Genomic DNA, 17,783 nt, shown 5'->3' with positions numbered 1-17,783 from the left:
GGTGGCCGGCCACCACGGGCGGGTACCCCTTCGGCGGGGATCCCACACTTCGCCCGACGGGGCGACGAGAACGGATGCCCGGCGGGCGGACGTATTCGGGGCCGGAGGTTTCGACCGCGCGTCAGTGGGCACAACGGTTCAGGGCCGTCTCGTAGTCCGGATGCGGGCCGGCCAAGGTGCCCCGGGTTGAACTCGACAGCCCGGGGCGCCGAACTCCCTCGGCATGCCGGGCCGACCGGCGGGTCGAACGGCAGTTCCGGCCGGTCAGCGGGTGAAGCGCTCGACCGCGGCACCGGGCCGCCACAGGTCCACGTACAGGTGCTCCCCGTCCACCGACGTGAGCACCGCCTCGGCCAGGCCGAGTTCGAACACGTGCATCGGTCCCGGCGGCACCTCCTCCGGGTAGGCGGCGAGCACGGCTGCCTTCTCCTCGTCGTGCAGCTCCCGGGCCCGGCCGGCGACCTTCGCGTCGCCCCCTGTCATCGAGTGGTGCCCGGGATTCGAATGCAGGGCGTAGCGCGGATCGCGCTGCAGATCGCGCGCTTTCCGCGCGCCGGGCATCGAGCCGAGCACCAGCCGGCCGCCGACGATCTCGACCTCCGTCCCGCTGACGCGGGGCGACCCGTCCCGTCGCACCGTCGCCAGGACGTGATGCTTGTGCGCCTGCAGTCGTGCGGCGATCGCCTTCGCCAGATCCGGTGCCTGCTCGGAGAACTCGTCCCATGTGGTCATGGACCCAGCATGCCCCCGTATCACTGACATCCGATGTCAGTGTTTTCCGCGTAGGCTGCGGACATGCGATCGGCACGTCTGCTCGCGATGATGCTCCGGCTCCAGGGCAGCGCGGGCCTGACCGCGCGGCAACTCGCGGACGACCTCGGCGTGTCGGTGCGCACCGTGTACCGCGACGTCGGTGCCCTGTCCGCCGCGGGGGTCCCGGTGTGGACCGAGAGCGGACCGGGTGGCGGCATCCGCCTGCTCGACGGGTGGCAGTCCCGGCTGAGCGGGCTCACCAGCGACGAGAGCGCCGCGCTGATGCTGCTGGGGGTGCCCACCCTCGCCGCCGACCTCGGGGTGGAGCTCGAGGCGGCACGCGGCAAGCTGCTCGGATCCATGCCGGTCACCCTGCGCAGCGCCGCCCAGGCGTGGCGCGACCGGGTACACGTCGACGTCCCAGGCTGGTTCGCCGCACCGGGCGACAACACGCACCTGCCGGCGGTCGCGTCCGCCGTGTTCGACGAGCGCCGCCTGCACATCCGCTACCGGCGCGGCGCCCGGACCGTGGCCCGCACCCTCGACCCGCTCGGGCTCGTCGCCAAGGCCGGGGTCTGGTACCTCGTCGCCGCCCACACCGGTCACGTCCGCACCTACCGCGTCGGGCGCATCGCGTCCGCCGACGTGCTCGACGCTCCCGCGCACCGCCCCGGCGGATTCGACCTGCCCGCCTACTGGGCGGCGTCCGCGGCGGAGTTCGACCGGGCCCTGCGCACGTTCGCCTGCACGGTCCGCCTCACCCCGGCCGCGTGGCGGCGCCTGCCCCGCGTGGTGGGCGCCGACGCCGCCGCCGTCGAGCCGGGCCCGCCGGACGCGGACGGGCGGGTTCGGGTGGACCTGCTGCTCGAGGCCGAGGAGGTGGCGCTCGACCAGCTCCTCGCCCTCGGCGGCGGGGTCGAGGTCGTGGCCCCGCGGTCGTTGCGGGCCGCCCTCCGCGGCGCCGGCGAGACGCTGGCCCGGTGCAACTCGTGACGTCGGATCGAAAGCGACAGTCGTTCTGCGCGAACGGCTCTCGTGGTGCAGCGGTGTGAGCGGACGGCTCAGCGCACCAGCTTCCACTTGTGCTCGTGCCGGTAGAACGTGGACCGCTTCACCGCCCGGGGATTGGCCACCCCGTCGCGGGTGAGCAGGGCGCCGGGCGAGCCGAGCTGGACGGCGCGTCCGGTCACCCAGCGGTAGCCGCCGAACCAGCGCGGCCGGTCGATCGCGGCCCGCAGTCCCGGCATGTCGGGGATCGGCTCGATCCGCACGCCCGGGGCGACCCCGCTGAACAGGCGGGTGTCGTCCACATACGCCTCGCCGACGAGCTCGCCGACCTCACCCTCGACGAGGGCACGCCCGACGAGGGCGATGCCGGCGTCGTCGCGGATGAGCGGCACCGGCCGGGCCACGCCCTGCAGGGCGACGGTCGCGGCCTTGGACCCGAACCGCAGCCCGTAGGCCTCGGCGGCCGGGGTGCGCCGCTCGGGCACGTAGGCCAGTTCGATGCCGAGCCGCTCCGTGCGCATCATCCGGGTCAGCGCCGCGGCGAAGGCGGCATCCCCGCCCACCACCACGAGCCGGGGATCCTCGACCGACTCGAGATGCGCGAACACGTCCTCGAAGTCGTCCTTGCCGGGAAGCACGGGGGCGGTCAACGTGGTCAGGGACGTCAATGTCAACGGCAGCGGGGCGTCACCGCACTTGAGCACAACGGGGGTCAAGAGCACTCCTCTCGCGGCCGACGATGCTCCGTTCACTCTAGTCACGACGGGCCCCGCCGCCGGGCGCCCGAACGTGGCACGGTGAGTCGGGCGGATTCTCGGTCCCCGCCACAGGCGGGGCGGCGACCGGCGGACGCCGGAGGCAGCGCCGCGGACGTGGTCCGCTAGACTGTCCCCCCGGCTTCTGTTCTGTGACGGCAGAACCCTGCAGGCGGAGGGCGCCCGCACGTCGACACCCTAGGAGACAGCGAAATGCCGGCAATCGTCCTGATCGGCGCCCAGTGGGGCGACGAGGGCAAGGGCAAGGCCACCGATCTGCTCGGTGGCCGGGTGCAGTGGGTGGTGCGCTACCAGGGGGGCAACAACGCCGGCCATACCGTCGTCCTCCCCAACGGGGAGAATTTCGCGCTGCACCTGATCCCTTCCGGCATCCTCACTCCCGGCGTCACCAACGTGATCGGCAACGGAGTGGTCGTGGACCCGGGCGTGCTGCTCGACGAGCTGGCCGGTCTCGAGAACCGCGGGGTCGACACCACGAACCTGCTGCTCAGCGCCGACGCGCACCTGATCATGCCGTACCACGTGGCCATCGACAAGGTCACCGAACGCTTCCTCGGCGCCAAGAAGATCGGCACCACCGGCCGCGGCATCGGCCCGTGCTACCAGGACAAGATCGCCCGCGTGGGCGTCCGCGTCGCCGACGTCCTCGACGAGAAGATCCTCACCCACAAGGTCGAGGCCGCCCTGGAGTTCAAGAACCAGGTGCTGTCGAAGATCTACAACCGCAAGGCCCTCGACCCGCAGCAGGTCGTCGACGAGGTGCTCGGCCAGGCGGAGGGCTTCAAGCATCGCATCGCCGACACCCGGCTGCGCCTGAACCTGGCCCTCGAGGCCGGCGAGACGGTCCTGCTCGAGGGCTCGCAGGGTACTCTGCTCGACGTCGACCACGGCACCTACCCGTACGTGACGTCGTCGAACCCCACGGCCGGCGGCGCGGCGGTCGGGTCGGGCATCGGCCCCAACCGGATCGGTACGGTGCTCGGCATTCTCAAGGCCTACACCACCCGCGTCGGTTCGGGCCCGTTCCCGACCGAACTGTTCGACGAGCACGGCGCCTACCTGGCCAAGACCGGCGGCGAGGTCGGCGTCACCACCGGCCGGGCCCGGCGCTGCGGCTGGTTCGACGCCGTGATCGCCCGCTACGCGACCCGCGTCAACGGCATCACCGACTTCTTCCTCACCAAGCTCGACGTGCTGTCGAGCCTCGAGACCGTGCCGATCTGCGTCGGCTACGAGGTGGACGGGGTCCGCGTCGACGAAATGCCGATGACGCAGACCGACATCCACCACGCCACGCCGATCTACGAGGAGATGCCCGGCTGGTGGGAGGACATCTCCGACGCCCGCACCTTCGAGGACCTGCCGAAGAACGCACAGAACTACGTGCTGCGGCTCGAGGAGCTTTCGGGCGCGCGCATGTCGTGCATCGGCGTCGGCCCGGGCCGCGACCAGACGATCGTGCGGCGCGACATCCTGGGCTGAAACCCGCTGCGGCTGCCCGTCAGAACAGGGTCGGATCGTCGAAGCCGGGGGCGTGCTCGAGCGCGAGCAGCTCCCGCTTCGTGACGGTGCTTCCGGGTGCGGAGAAGCCGCCGATGCCGCCGCCCGCGGCGAGGATCCGGTGGCACGGCACGACGAGCGGAACGGGGTTGCGTCCCAAGGCCTGTCCGACGGCCTGCGCTCCGGCCGGCCGGCCGATCCGGGTGGCGACCTCGCCGTAGGTCGCCACCGTCCCGGGGCCGATCGTGCGCGCGAACTCGTAGACCGCGGTGTCGAATTCGGACACGTTCTGGTAGTCGACCGGAACCCAGCGCAGGTCGTCCGGGGCGCCGGCGAGATGCGCGGTGACGGCCTCGATCACGGGCTGCACCGCGGCCGGGGCCGGGCGCTCGACCGCGTCCGGGAACCGCTCGAGCAGTTCGTCGCGCGTCGGCTCGGGTGCGGTCTCGGGCAGTTGCAGGCCGACGATGCCGGCTGCGGACCACACGAGCCCGCACGTGCCGACGGCGGTGTCGAAGAGGGTGTAGCCGAGGGTGGTCACGTCGCCAGTATGGACTGGACCGGGGACAGGCGACCACTTCACCGACTGGACTGCGATACTGGACCGGTGATCACGCGTGCGATCGGCGCCGGCTCCCTGGCCCGCGACCTCGGCAACTGGCAGGACACCGCCGATCGGCGGCCCGCGTACCGGGCCCTCGCGGACGGAATCCGCCTGCTGGTGCACGACGGCCGCGTCCCCCTGGGGGTGGCGCTGCCCAGCGAACGCGAGCTCGCCGCCGCGCTGGCCCTGAGCCGCACCACCATCACCTCCGCGTACACGGCGCTGCGCGAGGCCGGCTACCTGCGCAGCCGGCAGGGCGCGCGCAGCACCGTCGCGCTGCCGTCGGGCCGGACCGCCGCCCCGGCGCGGGCGGGCGGTCCCGGTCCCGCCCGGGCGCCCGAGACCGTGGATCTGAGCTACGCGTCCATGCCCGCGCCCGCCGCCGAGATCGAGTCCGCCTACGCGGCCGCGTTGCGCTCGGTGCCGGCCTACCTCGACTCGCACGGCATGGAGCCGATCGGCGTGGCCCCGCTGCGCGAGGTCATCGCGCGGCGCTACCGGGAGCGGGGGCTGCCCACGGACGCCGACCAGATCATGGTCACCTCCGGCGCGCAGCACGCGCTGCGCCTGCTGCTCGGCGTGCTCACCGACGCCGGCGACCGCGTGATCGTCGACCATCCCACGTATCCCAATGCGCTCGAGGCGATCCGGCGGCACGGGGCGCGGCCGGTCGTGGTGCCGGTGCGGCCCGAGGGCGGCGCCGACGCCGGCTGGGACCTCGAGGGCCTGCGCAGCGCCGCGCGGCAGACGGCGGCGCGAATGGCGTTCCTGATCCCGGACTTCCACAGCCCCACCGGGCTGTGCATGGGCGCACAGGGCCGGGCCGAACTCGTCCGGATCGCCCAGGAGACCCGCATGACGCTCGTCGTGGACGAGACGATGGTGGACCTGTGGCTGGACACCCCACCGCCCCCCGCGGTCGCCTCGTACGGCGCGGACCGGTCCGTCGTGACGGTGGGATCCACCGGGAAGTCCCTGTGGGGCGGGCTCCGGGTGGGCTGGATCCGTGCCGACCGGTCCCTGATCACGCGGCTCGTGGGGGCACGCTCCGCCGTCGACCTCGGCACGCCGGTGATGGAGCAGCTCGCCGCGGCGCACCTGCTCGGCGACGTCGAAGACCTGCTCGAGCGGCGGCGCGGACAGCTGCGCCGCCGCCGGGCGGCGATGCTCGGCGCGCTCGACGAGCACCTGCCCGACTGGAAGTACACGGTGGGGCCGGGCGGGATGTCGCTGTGGGTGCGGATGCCCACGCCGGTGTCGACGGCCCTCGCGGCGACCGCCCCGAATCACGGTGTGGTCCTCGCCGCCGGACCGAGGTTCGGCGTGGAAGGCGCGTTCGAGCGCTTCCTCCGGCTGCCGTACGCGCGGGAGGTCGACGAGGTGCGCCGGGCGGTGGCGTCCGTGGCGTCGGCGTACGACGCGCTCGCCCGCGGCCGGGACCTCGCGGAACCACACCTCGTGGTCTGATTCGGAGGTGGCCGGACGGGGCCCGGGAACCGGTCCGCGGCGTTATGCTCGAGGGGTACGCACGGGCGGTCACGCCGTTGTGGCCGTCCGCGAGCCGCCACTTCGGACGGATGCGAGAACGACTGTGGCCGAAAAGGATCCGTACGCGACGCAGCGCGACATCGGGTTCGACCTCGCTGCCGAACTCGCCGCCGCCGGGTTCGACGACGCGCGGGAGATCGGGCGCGGCGGATTCGGTGTCGTCTACCGCTGCTACGAGACCGCACTCGATCGCCCGGTCGCGGTGAAGGTCCTCACCTCCCACATGGACACAGACAACCTCGAGCGTTTCCTGCGTGAGCAGCGCGCCATGGGACGGCTGTCCGGGCATCCCAACATCGTCAACGTCCTGCAGGTCGGCACCACCGAATCCGGGCGCCCGTACCTCGTGATGCAGTACCACCCGCGCGACTCGCTCGACGCGCAACTGCGCCGCTCCGGGCCCATCCCGTGGGCCGAGGTGGTGCGGATCGGCATCAAGCTGGCCGGCGCCCTCGAGACCGGCCACCGCGTCGGCATCCTGCACCGCGACGTCAAGCCGGCCAACATCCTGCTCACCGAGTTCGGCGAGCCGCAGCTCACGGACTTCGGGATCGCCCGCATCAGCGGGGGCTTCGAGACGGTGGCGGGTGAGGTGACCGGGTCGCCGGCGTTCACGGCCCCGGAGGTGCTCAGCGGCCGCGTGCCCACCCCCGCATCGGACGTCTACAGCCTCGGCGCCACGCTGTTCTGCGCGCTGACCGGGCACGCGGCATTCGAACGGCGCAGCGGCGAGCGGGTCGTGGCGCAGTTCGTGCGGGTGACCACCCAGCCCGTTCCGGACCTGCGCGAGCAGGGCGTCCCGGACGGATTGTCCTCGGCGATCGAGCGTTCCATGTCGGTGGACCCGCAGGCCCGGCCCGCGACCGCCGCCGAGTTCGGGGAGCTGCTGCGCGAGGTGCAGGCCGACGAGGGTCTGCCGGTGGACGAGCTGCCGGTAGCCGGGGAACTCGAGCCGGGCTCGGAGCCCGGTCACCCTCCGTCGCCGTCCGTGTCGGAGCGGCGGAGCACCTACCGGTCCGGCGTGCGCGCCACCACCCCGCCGGTGCCGGCGACCCGGTTCCGTCCGCCGTCGACCACACGCCGGCTCGTGCCGCGACGGCGCCTGCTCGCCGTCCTCGACACGGAGCAGCGCCGGAAACTGACCGTCATCCACTCCCCGCCGGGATTCGGCAAGACCATGCTGGCCCTGCAGTGGCGCTACGCGCTCACCGAGAGGAACGTGCCCGTCGCCTGGCTCAACGTCGACCACGACGACAACAACGTGGTGTGGTTCCTGGCCCACCTCGTCGAGTCGATCCGGCAGGTGCGGCCCTCGCTGGCCCGCGAGCTCGGCCAGGTGCTCGACGAACACGGCGACGAGGCCGAACGTTACGTGCTCACCTCACTCATCGACGAGATCCACAGGGCCGGTGAACGACTCGTCGTCATCATCGACGACTGGCATCGGGTCGACGACCCCGCGACGATCGCCGCGATGGCCTTCCTGCTCGACAACGGCTGCCACCACATGCAGCTCGTGGTGGTCGGCCGGACCCGCGCGGGACTGCCGACGAGCCGGATGCGGGTGCGCGACGAACTCGTCGAAATAGACTACGAGGCATTGCGATTCGACGAGTCCGAGGCGCGGACCTTCCTCGTCGACCTCGCCGGGCTGGACCTCGACGACGACGAGGTCGCCGACCTGACCGCCGCCACCGACGGGTGGGCGGCCGCGTTGCAGCTCGCGGCGGTGTCGCTGCGCGGACGCGAGGACCCCGGGGAACTGATCTCCCACCTGTCCGGCCGGCACCGGGCGATCGGCGACTTCCTCGCCGAGAACGTGCTCGAGTCGCTGCCCCCGGACGACGTCGAGTTCCTGCTCACCACCGCGGTGACCGAACGCATCTGCGGCAGCCTCGCCACCGCGCTCACCGGGCACGAACGTGGTCAGGCCCTGCTCGAAGACCTCGAGGACCGGGACCTGTTCCTTCACCGGATCGACGAGGACGGCCGCTGGTTCGGATATCAGCCGTTGTTCGCCGAGTTCCTCCGGCAGCGGCTCGAACGCGAGCACCCGGAGCGCGTCCCGGCCCTGCACCGGACCGCGTCCGAGTGGTACGAGGGCCATGCGATGGTCGGCGAGGCGGTCGACCACGCCCTCGCCGCGGGCGACGAGGACCGCGCCGTCGACCTCGTCGAGAAGAACGGGCGCCGGATGATCGAGCACGGGCACGCCACCACGCTGCTCGGGCTCGTCGCCAAGCTGCCGCGCCGCGCCGTGGCGGGCCGGATCCGCCTGCAGCTGTCGATCGCCTGGGGGAACATCCTGCTGCACCGCTCGGCGCCGGCGCTGCACGCGCTGGACGTGGTCGAGGCGGCGGTCGCGGCCGACGGTGTGAACGCCGAGGAGGCGGCCGACATCGCCGTCGAGGTGGAGGTCGTGCGCAGCATCGTCGCCCTGCGCTGCGACCGCCTGGAACGCGCCGACGATCTCGTCGAGCACTGCCTGGCCCGCGCCGCCACCCTGCCGCCGCTGGTGATCTCGTCCGGGCTCAACGTCGCCACGTTCGCCGCGGTCTACCGGGCCGACTACGACGAGGTGGTTCGGCTGCAGCAGGTGGCGCAGCCGTACCACGAACTCAACGAGGGCCCCTACAACACCATGCACGCCCGCGCCCTGCTGGGGCTGGCCGCGGTCGAACAGCTCGACGTCGCCGGGGCCGAGGAGCATTTCCGCGCGGGACTGCGCGCGGCGCGGCGCGGCAGCGGCCGGCACTCGTCGGCCGCGGTGCTGGCCGGGTCGATCCTCGGTGAGCTGCTCTACGAGCGGGGCGAGCTCGACGAGGCCGAGCGGCTGCTCGACGACGGCTTCGCCCTCGGCTCGGAGGGCGGGGTCGTGGATTTCAAGATCTCGCGGTACGTCGTCGGTGCCCGGCTCAAGGCCGTGCGCGGCGACCGCGAGGCGGTGGTGTCGCGACTGGCGGACGGCGCCCGTGCGGCCGCCGCCATGAACCTGGAGCGGCTCGCGGCGGCCGTCGAGAACGAACGCGTCCGGCTCGGTCTCGGGCCGCTGCCGTCGGCGCCGCGGCAGCAGCCGGTCGCCTACGGGACGCGGCCGCGCCCCGACCACGGCACGGCGGCGTGGACCGCGCAGCTCGAGGAGGCCACGGCCATCCGGGGGCTGCTCGCCGATCCCACGCCGGAGAACACCGAGCTGGCGTGCCGGTGGGCCGGCGAGTGGGTGCAACTGCTGCGCGGCAGCCGCCGGGCGCGCAGGCTGCTGCGCGCGGAGCGGCTCGAGGTGGCCTGCCTGGCCGCGGCCGGGCACGACGAGGAAGCGGCGACCCTGCTGGCCTCCGTCGCCGCGCGGTGCGAACAGGCAGGTCTGCTCCGGTTCCTGCCCGACGGCGGCCCGCTCGTGCTCGACGTCGCGCGCCGGCTCGCGGACGAGCTCACCGCGGGCAGGGGCCGCGCCGGTCGCCCGGACGTGTCCCCGGCGTTCCTGCTGGACGCGGTCGACACGGGCGCCGTGCACCTCCTGTAGGCGCCTGCGGCGCCGGTGTGTCCTTCGGGTCGCCAGGGCAGCCCAAAGGACACACCGGCAGCTCCGCTGCCTAGCGCCAGACGGAGTCGACGTCGGTGGCCTCACCGGCCGGCGGGGCCGGCGGGCCCGCCGGGGTACGGGAGAACCGGGGCGCGGGGGCGTGCTGGGTGACGCCGTCGAGCTCGATCAGCGAGCCGCGGGCCGCGATGTGCGGGTTGGCCGGGGCCTCGCCGAACGTGAGCACGGGGGAGACGCATGCGTCGGTGCCGTCGAAGATCGCGGCCCATTCGTCGCGGGTCTTGGACAGGAACTTCTCGGTGAACAGCTTCTTCATCTGCGGCCACGCCGAGGTGTCGAGCTGCTGCGGCAGCTCGGCCGGATCGAGCTCGAGGCCCTGCAGCAGCAGCGCGTAGAACTGCGGCTCGATGGAACCGACGGCCATGTACCTGCCGTCGGCGGTCTCGTACACGTCGTAGAACGGCGCGCCGGTGTCGAGGAGGTTCACACCGCGCTCGTCCGACCACACGCCGCGGCCGCGGAACGCCCACATCATGTGCGAGAGCGCCAGCGCGCCGTCGACCATCGCGGCGTCGACGACCTGCCCCTTGCCGGAACTCTGGCGCTCGACGAGGGCGGAGAGGATGCCGAAGATCAGGAACATCGAGCCGCCGCCGAAGTCGCCGACCATGTTCAGCGGCGGCACCGGCCGCTCACCCTTGCGCCCGATGGCGTGCAGCACGCCCGTCAGGGAGATGTAGTTGATGTCGTGGCCGGCGGCGTGGGCGAGCGGGCCCTCCTGGCCCCAGCCGGTCATCCGCCCGTAGACCAGGCGCGGGTTGCGGGCCAGCGCGACGTCCGGGCCGAGCCCCATGCGCTCGGTCACGCCCGGGCGGAAGCCCTCGATGAGGACGTCGGCGCGCTCGATCAGCCCGAGAACCTTCTCGACCTGCTCGGGATCCTTCAGGTTGGCCTCGACGACGCGGCGGCCGCGCTGGATCTGGTCGCGGTGACCGGCGGGCGGGATCAGGCCCGGCCGCTGCACGCACACGACGTCGGCGCCGAGATCGGCGAGCAGGGTGGCGGCGTGCGGGCCGGGGCCGAGTCCCGCGAACTCGACGACGCGGATACCCGCGAGCGGACCCTTCTTCTCAACAGCTTCAGCGGACACTCGTCGAACCTCACTCGGGGTGCGTTGGGACCATTCCACGAGGAGGCTACCTTAGCGATCGCTAGAATGTGCCGGGGGTCACGGCACGTCGCCTATCCCTCGTAGAGATCCCCCTCGTTCAGCCGGGTGGCCTCGAACGCCTCCTCGAGGGTGTCGTGCCGGTACACCGAGACGACATGGTCGCCCACCACCCGGAATGCGATCGCCTCACTGCGCGGGTGCTCCGGATCGGCCGCCCACGTGGCGGTCTCCTCGACCACGACGATCCCCTCGTGCACGAACATCCGGCCGGGCCGGAACGTCACGCCCGCCGTCGTCGCCCACTCCCGCAGTTCGTCGAGGCCCTGATCCTCGTCGTCGTCCCCGGTGGGGAGCACGATGTCGTCGCTCGACAACGCCAGCAGGGTCTCGATGTCGTTGGAATTGACAGCGTCGTGCCAGGCCAGGACGGTCGCGATCTCGGAGGTGCTCATACGAGCAGATGCTAGTACCCCGGACCCGCCACGCACGGGTTGCCGCAACCTTGCCTGGCCGCGGGGTGAGGCGCACAGTGGTTCCCATGACGATCCGCGGTCAGCTCGTGAGCTTCCTGCCCAGTACCGATCTCGACATCTCGGAGATGTTCTACGTCGACACCCTCGGCTTCGAGAAGCTGTCCCGGGACCACTTCACGCTGATTCTGGACGCGGGCGGCGGCTCGCCCGTGCGGGTGACGCTGGTGCAGTCCCGCGCCGATACCGGTTACACCGCCCTGGGGTGGCGGGTACCGAACCTGAACGAGACCGTCGAAGCGCTGCGCGCCAAGGGCGTCGAATTCATCCGGTACAACGGCATGGCCCAGGACGAACACGACGCGTGGACGTCGCCCGAGGGCATGCGGGTCGCGTGGTTCCGCGACCCCCACGGAAACGTGCTGTCGCTGATGGAGGCCACCGGCTAGGGCCGACGTGGCCGCGAGGGGGCGGTTCTCGTCGACGCCACTCGCGTGATGCCGCGACCACGTCCCCCTCGGCGCAACCGCGACCGCGTCAGCTGCACCCGCTGGTGCTGCCGCACGACGGACAGGCGTGGCAGGAACCCGAGCGCTGCATCTGCACCCCGCACTGCATGCAGTACGGCGCGTCGCTTCGGCGCGCACGACCCTGCCGGGTGTCGGCCACCGCGTCGTCGAAGACGGGCGCGCTGCGCTCGGCACCGGTGCGGATGCCGAGTTCGGCCCGCTCGTCCGCGTCGAGGTACTCCACTGCCAGGCGCCGGAAGATGTAGTCCAGGATCGACGTCGCGATCCGGAGGTCCGGATCGTCGGTGATGCCCGCCGGCTCGAACCGCGTGCTGGTGAACGCGTTGACGAACGTGCGCAACGGAACCCCGTACTGCAGGCCGTAACTGACCGCCATCGAGAACGCGTCCATGATTCCGGCCAGGGTCGAGCCCTGCTTGGCCACCCGCAGGAACATCTCGCCCGGACGGCCGTCGTCGTACTGGCCGACGGTGACGAAGCCCTTGCAGTCCGCGACGCGGAACTCGAAGGTGCGCGACCGGCGCAGCCGGGGCAGCCGTTCCCGCCGCGGCGCCGGGGCCGTCGCGGCCGGGGCCGCCGTGGCCGACAACGGTTGTCCCAGTTTGCAGTTGTCGCGGTACACCGCGATCGCCTTGAGCCCGAGCCGCCACGCGTCGAGAAACAGTTCCTCGATGTCGGCCGCCGTCGCCGACTCCGGCAGGTTGACCGTCTTCGAGATCGCGCCGGACAGGAACGGCTGCACCGCGGCCATCATCAGGACGTGGCCGCGCGGCTCGATCACGTTGTCTCCCATCGACGTCGCGAACACCGGCAGATGCTCGGGCCGCAACTGCGGCGCGCCGACGACGGTGCGGTGCGTGTCGATGTGGGTGATCAGCTCGGCCACCTTGTCCGGGGGATAACCGAGCCGCGACAATGCCCGGGGCACCGTGCGATTGACGATGGACAGCGTCCCGCCGCCCACCAGCTTCTTCGTCTTCACCAGCGCCAGATCGGGTTCGATGCCGGTGGTGTCGCAGTCCATGGCCAGGCCGATCGTGCCGGTCGGCGCGAGGACCGTCACCTGGCTGTTGCGTACCCCGTGTTCGGCGGCGAGGGCGCACGCGGTGTCCCAGTCCTCCCGCGCCGCGGCGAGAACGTCGGCGGGCGCGACCTGTTCGTCGATGTCGTCGACGGCACCGCGATGACGGGCCAGCACCGCGAGGGTGTGCTCCCGGTTCTCGGCGAATCCGTCGAACGGCCCGAGCCGGCGCGCGAGCCGTGCCGACACCGCGTACGCGTGCCCGGTCATGAGCGCGGTGAGCGCCGCGGCGTACGCCCGTCCGGCGTCGCTGTCGTACGGCAGCCCCAGGGCCATCAGCAACGCCCCGAGATTGGCGTAGCCGAGGCCGAGTTGCCGGAACCGGCGCGAGGTCCGCGCGATGCGGTCGGTGGGATAGTCGGCGCGGCCGACGAGGATCTCCTGGCCGGTGAGCACGACCGCGACGGCGTGCCGGAACCCGGCGACGTCGAACGTGCCGTCGTCGCGCAGGAACGTCAGCAGGTTCAAGCTCGCCAGGTTGCACGCCGAGTCGTCCAGATGCATGTACTCCGAGCACGGATTCGAGCCGTTGATCCGGCCCGTCGCGGCCGCGGTGTGCCAGCGGTTGATGGTGGTGTCGAACTGCAGGCCCGGATCGGCGCACTCCCACGCCGCGGCCGCGATGCGGTGCAGCAGTTCGCGGGCCGGCACCGTGCGCACCGTCGCCCCGGTGGCCACCGCGCGCAGCGGCCACTCGGCGCCGTCGGCGACGGCCTGCATGAACTCGTCGGTCACCCGCACCGAGTTGTTGGCGTTCTGGTACTGCACCGAATGGATGTCGCGACCGTCGAGTCCCATGTCGAAGCCGGCCGCGGCCAGCACCCGCGCCTTGCGTTCCTCGATCGCCTTGCAGTCGACGAACTCCTCGATATCGGGATGGTCGACGTCGAGGATCACCATCTTCGCGGCCCGGCGCGTCTTGCCGCCGGACTTGATGGTGCCCGCCGACGCGTCCGCGCCGCGCATGAAACTCACCGGACCCGACGCGGTACCCCCGCCCGCCAGCGGTTCGGCCGACGACCGGATGCGCGACAGGTTCACGCCCGCCCCGGACCCGCCCTTGAAGATCACCGCCTCCTGGCGGTACCACTCGAGGATCGAGTCGATGCTGTCCTCGACCGACAGGATGAAGCACGCGCTGGCCTGCTGCGGGGTGCCGGGCACCCCGATGTTGAACCACACGGGGCTGTTGAACGACGCCCGCTGCGTGAGGATCAGGTACGTCAGCTCGGCGGCGAACGCCTCCGGGTCGTCGAGATGACCGTCGGCCGCACCCCACGCGGTGACGGTGTCCACGATGCGGGCGACGACGTCGCGCAGCGAGCGTTCCCGCGCCTCGGTGCCGAGGGTGCCGCGGAAGTACTTCTGCGTGACGATGTCGGTGGCGATCTGCGACCAGGCGGCGGGAAACTCGACGTCGCGCTGCTCGAACACGACCGCGCCGGTGCCGTGGTGGACGATGCGGGCGTCGCGCCGCTGCCAGTCCACCTCGTCGGCCGGGTCGACGCCGGCCGTGGTGAAGAACCGTCCGGTGTCCGACTCGAGGTTCGGTTCTGCGACGTCCATCGCGTCCTCCAGGTGCGACCTGCGGGGCACATATAGTCCCCTCATGGTCTCACCCCGAATCGGCACCCCGCTCACTCCCGGCGCCCTGCGCGTCATGCTGCTCGGCGCAGGTGAGCTCGGCAAGGAGGTGGTCGTCGCGCTGCAACGGCTCGGTGTCGAGGTGATCGCGGTGGACCGGTACCCGAACGCGCCGGGGCACCAGGTGGCGCACCGCGCGCACACCGTCGACATGAGCGACCCGCAGGCCCTGCTCGCGCTCGTCGAGGCCGAACGACCCCACCTGGTCGTGCCCGAGATCGAGGCGATCGCCACCGACGCGCTCGCGATCGTCGAGGAACGCGGTCTCGCCGAGGTGATCCCGACCGCGCGCGCCACCCGGCTGACCATGAACCGGGAGGGCATCCGCCGCCTCGCCGCCGAGGAACTCGGGTTGCCCACCTCCCCGTACCGCTTCGCCGAATCCCTCGACGAGGTCCGCGCCGCCGCGGCCGAGGTCGGCTTTCCGTGCGTGATCAAGCCGGTGATGTCCTCGTCCGGCAAGGGCCAGTCCACGGTCCGCACCCCCGACGAGATCGCCGCCGCCTGGGACTATGCGCTCGCCGGCGGGCGCGTCGACCTCGGCCGGGTCATCGTCGAGGGCTTCGTCGACTTCGAGTACGAGATCACCCAGCTCACCGTCCGCGCCGTCGGGCCGTCCGGGGAGGTCGAGACGTTCTTCTGCGAACCGATCGGGCACCTGCAGCGCGCCGGCGACTACGTCGAGTCCTGGCAGCCCCAGCCGATGAGCGAGCGGGCCCTGGCCCGGTCCCGGGAGATCGCGGCGACGGTGACCGGCGCGCTCGGCGGCCGCGGCGTCTTCGGCGTCGAACTGTTCGTCGCGGGCGACGACGTGTTCTTCTCCGAGGTGAGCCCCCGCCCGCACGACACCGGCCTGGTGACCCTGCGCTCGCAGCGCTACTCCGAATTCGAGCTGCACGCCCGCGCGATCCTGGGCCTGCCCGTCGACACCGCGCTCCTCGCCCCCGGGGCGTCGGCGGTGATCTACGGCGGCATCGACGCCGCCGGCATCGCGTTCGAGGGCGTCGCCGACGCGCTGTCGGTGCCCGAAACCGACCTGCGGCTGTTCGGCAAGCCCGAGTCGTTCGTCCGTCGTCGCATGGGTGTGGCGGTGTCGACCGGCCCGGACGTCGAGACCGCGCGGGCCCGCGCGGTCGAGGCGGCGTCGCGCGTGCGGCCGGTGGCGCCGTGACCGCCGGCGCGGAGGTCCTCGTCGGGCTCGCGATCCTCGTCGGCCTCGTCGGCATCGTCGTGCCGATCCTGCCGGGCACCCTGCTGATCTTCGGGGCGATCGCGGTGTGGGCCGTCCTCACCGGCGGCACCGTCGCGTGGACGGTCTTCGCCGTCGCGACGACGGCCCTGCTGGTCACCGGCATCGTGAAGTACACGTGGCCGGGAGGACGGATGCGCCGCGCCGGGGTGCCGACCCGCTCGATCGTCGCCGGCGGTCTGCTCGGCATCGTCGGCTTCTTCGTCGTCCCGGTGATCGGTCTGCTGCTCGGTTTCCTGCTCGGCACGTACCTGTCCGAGGTGCAGCGGCACCGCACCCACCGCGACGCCTGGCTCTCGACCGTGCACGCGACGAAGGCGGTGGCGCTGTCGATCCTCGTCGAGCTGCTCGGCGGTCTCGTCGCCGCCGGTGTGTGGCTCGGCGCGGTGCTGCTCACCTGAACGTCGCAGCCTCCGGATACGGCTGTGGCCGAATGTCACATCGTGTCGATCCAAACGACGCGATGTGACATTCGGCCACGGCGGGGGAGCGGGTGGCGTCAGGCCTTGTGCGGCTCCGAGGCGCGGAACATGTCCTCGCGCTCGACGACCTTGACGCGCTCGCGGCCCTCGGCCTCGCCGAGGCTGCGCTCGTGCGCGTCGAGGCGGTACCAGCCCTGCCAGGTGGTGTAGGGCAGCTGCTTGTCCTCGAGGAAGGCGACGATCGCGTCCTCGGACGGGTCCTCGGGGGTATTGAGCAGCCCCTGCGCCCGGTCGGCGAGCAGGTTCGCGACGGTCTCGTTCGCATCGCCCTTGGTGTGGCCGATCAGGCCGACGGGGCCGCGCTTGATCCAGCCGGTGACGTAGGTCGCCTGCAGGTAGCGGGCGGTGCCCTCGGCGGCGTCGTCCGCGACGACGCGTCCGGCCTCGTTGGGCACGGTGCCGGCCTGCTCGTCGAACGGCAGCTTGGCGATGTTCTGCGACAGGTAGCCCACGGCCCGGTACACGGCCTGGACCTCCCAGTCACGGAACTTGCCGGTGCCGCGGACGTTGCCGGTGCCGTCGAGCTCGGTGCGCTCGGTGCGCAGGCCCACGACCTTGCCGTCCTCGCCGAGGATCTCGGCGGGGGACTCGAAGAAGTGCAGGAACAGCTTGTGCGGGCGGTCGCCGACGTCGCGGATGGCCCAGTCCTGCAGGGTGTTGGCCACCATGTCGACCTGCTTGGAATTGCGGCGCGCCGCCTCCGAGCCCTCGTCGTAGTCGATGTCCTCGGGGTCGACGATGACCTCGATGGTGGGCGAGTGGTCGAGCTCACGCAGCTCGAGCGGGGTGAACTTGGCCTGGGCGGGACCGCGGCGGCCGAACACGTGCACCTCGACGGCCTTGTTGTTCTTCAGGCCCTCGTAGACGTTGGCGGGGATCTCCGTCGGCAGCAGCTCGTCGCCGGTCTTGGCCAGCACCCGGGCGATGTCGAGGGCGACGTTGCCGACGCCGAGCACGGCGACCTTCTCGGCCTCGAGCGGCCAGTCGCGGGGCACGTCCGGGTGGCCGTCGTACCAGGAGACGAAGTCGGCGGCGCCGTAGCTGCCGTCGAGTTCGATGCCGGGGATGTTCAGGGCGCGGTCGGCGTTGGCGCCGGTGGAGAAGATCACCGCGTCGTAGAAGCGGCGCAGGTCCTCGAGGGTGATGTCGGTGCCGTAGTCGAGGTTGCCGAGCAGCCGGACCTGGGGCTTGTCGAGCACCTTGTGCAGCGCGGTGATGATGCCCTTGATGCGCGGATGGTCCGGGGCCACGCCGTAACGGATGAGACCGAACGGGGCGGGCATCCGCTCGAACAGGTCGATGCTGACCTCGGTGTCGGACTTCATGAGCGCATCGGCGGCGTAGATACCGGCGGGGCCGGCACCGACGATCGCGACGCGAAGGGGACGAGTCTGATCGGTCATCAGGGGTCAACTACCTCTTCGGT

At 71.9% G+C, this 17,783-nt stretch carries 14 protein-coding genes; 7 read left to right on the top strand and 7 right to left on the bottom strand.

Annotated features, from left to right (window positions below; translation table 11 throughout):
* Window positions 1-264: 264 nt before the first annotated feature.
* Complete coding sequence (locus KZJ41_RS21590; RefSeq protein WP_006945450.1) at window positions 265-732, bottom strand: pyridoxamine 5'-phosphate oxidase family protein; 468 nt, start codon at window positions 730-732, stop codon at window positions 265-267.
* Between the two features lie 63 nt (window positions 733-795).
* Here KZJ41_RS21590 and KZJ41_RS21585 point away from each other — a divergent pair, with 63 nt between their 5' ends.
* Entirely contained in the window at window positions 796-1,746 is a 951-nt protein-coding gene (locus KZJ41_RS21585) for a YafY family protein (protein WP_102800154.1), read from the top strand.
* A 68-nt stretch (window positions 1,747-1,814) separates the two neighbouring features.
* On the opposite strand, the gene KZJ41_RS21580 is transcribed toward KZJ41_RS21585, so the two are convergent.
* Complete coding sequence (locus tag KZJ41_RS21580; protein ID WP_029545383.1) at window positions 1,815-2,465, bottom strand: hypothetical protein; 651 nt, start codon at window positions 2,463-2,465, stop codon at window positions 1,815-1,817.
* A gap of 264 nt (window positions 2,466-2,729) precedes the next feature.
* Between KZJ41_RS21580 and KZJ41_RS21575 the strand changes: the two genes are divergently transcribed.
* Window positions 2,730-4,019: an adenylosuccinate synthase gene (locus KZJ41_RS21575; protein ID WP_006945457.1), complete on the top strand. Its 1,290-nt coding sequence runs from the start codon at window positions 2,730-2,732 to the stop codon at window positions 4,017-4,019.
* Between the two features lie 19 nt (window positions 4,020-4,038).
* On the opposite strand, the gene KZJ41_RS21570 is transcribed toward KZJ41_RS21575, so the two are convergent.
* The gene (locus KZJ41_RS21570; RefSeq protein ID WP_006945458.1) at window positions 4,039-4,578 is read right to left on the bottom strand and encodes a methylated-DNA--[protein]-cysteine S-methyltransferase; all 540 of its coding nucleotides are present in this window, start codon (window positions 4,576-4,578) and stop codon (window positions 4,039-4,041) included.
* Between the two features lie 66 nt (window positions 4,579-4,644).
* Here KZJ41_RS21570 and KZJ41_RS21565 point away from each other — a divergent pair, with 66 nt between their 5' ends.
* Window positions 4,645-6,108, top strand: coding sequence for a PLP-dependent aminotransferase family protein (locus tag KZJ41_RS21565; RefSeq protein WP_251549560.1), 1,464 nt, complete (start codon window positions 4,645-4,647; stop codon window positions 6,106-6,108).
* Window positions 6,109-6,232: 124 nt separating this feature from the next.
* Window positions 6,233-9,712: a serine/threonine-protein kinase gene (locus KZJ41_RS21560; protein WP_251549558.1), complete on the top strand. Its 3,480-nt coding sequence runs from the start codon at window positions 6,233-6,235 to the stop codon at window positions 9,710-9,712.
* A 70-nt stretch (window positions 9,713-9,782) separates the two neighbouring features.
* On the opposite strand, the gene KZJ41_RS21555 is transcribed toward KZJ41_RS21560, so the two are convergent.
* A complete protein-coding gene (locus tag KZJ41_RS21555; RefSeq protein WP_029545380.1) occupies window positions 9,783-10,880 on the bottom strand; it encodes a CaiB/BaiF CoA-transferase family protein in 1,098 nt (365 codons plus the stop codon).
* A 92-nt stretch (window positions 10,881-10,972) separates the two neighbouring features.
* The gene (locus tag KZJ41_RS21550; RefSeq protein WP_006945477.1) at window positions 10,973-11,353 is read right to left on the bottom strand and encodes a nuclear transport factor 2 family protein; all 381 of its coding nucleotides are present in this window, start codon (window positions 11,351-11,353) and stop codon (window positions 10,973-10,975) included.
* Between the two features lie 86 nt (window positions 11,354-11,439).
* Here KZJ41_RS21550 and KZJ41_RS21545 point away from each other — a divergent pair, with 86 nt between their 5' ends.
* Window positions 11,440-11,820, top strand: a complete 381-nt coding sequence (locus KZJ41_RS21545) for a VOC family protein (RefSeq protein ID WP_050035689.1) — start codon at window positions 11,440-11,442, stop codon at window positions 11,818-11,820.
* An 88-nt stretch (window positions 11,821-11,908) separates the two neighbouring features.
* Here the strand turns inward: KZJ41_RS21545 and KZJ41_RS21540 are convergent, their stop codons facing one another.
* Window positions 11,909-14,548, bottom strand: a complete 2,640-nt coding sequence (locus tag KZJ41_RS21540; protein ID WP_029545378.1) for a vitamin B12-dependent ribonucleotide reductase — start codon at window positions 14,546-14,548, stop codon at window positions 11,909-11,911.
* A gap of 43 nt (window positions 14,549-14,591) precedes the next feature.
* On the opposite strand from KZJ41_RS21540, the gene purT reads away from it, so the two are divergent.
* Both purT and KZJ41_RS21530 read left to right on the top strand, forming a co-directional pair.
* Window positions 14,592-15,797, top strand: a complete 1,206-nt coding sequence (purT, locus tag KZJ41_RS21535; protein ID WP_006945490.1) for a formate-dependent phosphoribosylglycinamide formyltransferase — start codon at window positions 14,592-14,594, stop codon at window positions 15,795-15,797.
* The gene (locus tag KZJ41_RS21530) at window positions 15,794-16,276 is read left to right on the top strand and encodes a DUF456 domain-containing protein (protein ID WP_006945492.1); all 483 of its coding nucleotides are present in this window, start codon (window positions 15,794-15,796) and stop codon (window positions 16,274-16,276) included. The genes purT and KZJ41_RS21530 overlap by 4 nt, the downstream gene beginning before the upstream one ends.
* A gap of 98 nt (window positions 16,277-16,374) precedes the next feature.
* Here the strand turns inward: KZJ41_RS21530 and KZJ41_RS21525 are convergent, their stop codons facing one another.
* A complete protein-coding gene (locus KZJ41_RS21525) occupies window positions 16,375-17,760 on the bottom strand; it encodes an FAD-dependent oxidoreductase (protein ID WP_043802337.1) in 1,386 nt (461 codons plus the stop codon).
* Window positions 17,761-17,783 lie beyond the last annotated feature (23 nt).

This window comes from Rhodococcus sp. 11-3 (assembly GCF_023704055.1).
GTDB lineage: Bacteria > Actinomycetota > Actinomycetes > Mycobacteriales > Mycobacteriaceae > Rhodococcus > Rhodococcus aetherivorans.
Note: the sequence above shows the minus strand (reverse complement) of the source record. Positions and strands in the feature narration are given on the sequence as shown.

Coding starts and splice junctions, on each gene's coding strand:
- KZJ41_RS21585 (WP_102800154.1), top strand. CDS start 796: ATGCGATCGGCACGTCTGCTCGCGATGATGCTCCGGCTCCAGGGCAGC.
- KZJ41_RS21550 (WP_006945477.1), bottom strand. CDS start 11,353: ATGAGCACCTCCGAGATCGCGACCGTCCTGGCCTGGCACGACGCTGTC.
- KZJ41_RS21540 (WP_029545378.1), bottom strand. CDS start 14,548: ATGGACGTCGCAGAACCGAACCTCGAGTCGGACACCGGACGGTTCTTC.
- purT (WP_006945490.1), top strand. CDS start 14,592: ATGGTCTCACCCCGAATCGGCACCCCGCTCACTCCCGGCGCCCTGCGC.
- KZJ41_RS21525 (WP_043802337.1), bottom strand. CDS start 17,760: ATGACCGATCAGACTCGTCCCCTTCGCGTCGCGATCGTCGGTGCCGGC.
- KZJ41_RS21545 (WP_050035689.1), top strand. CDS start 11,440: ATGACGATCCGCGGTCAGCTCGTGAGCTTCCTGCCCAGTACCGATCTC.
- KZJ41_RS21575 (WP_006945457.1), top strand. CDS start 2,730: ATGCCGGCAATCGTCCTGATCGGCGCCCAGTGGGGCGACGAGGGCAAG.
- KZJ41_RS21590 (WP_006945450.1), bottom strand. CDS start 732: ATGACCACATGGGACGAGTTCTCCGAGCAGGCACCGGATCTGGCGAAG.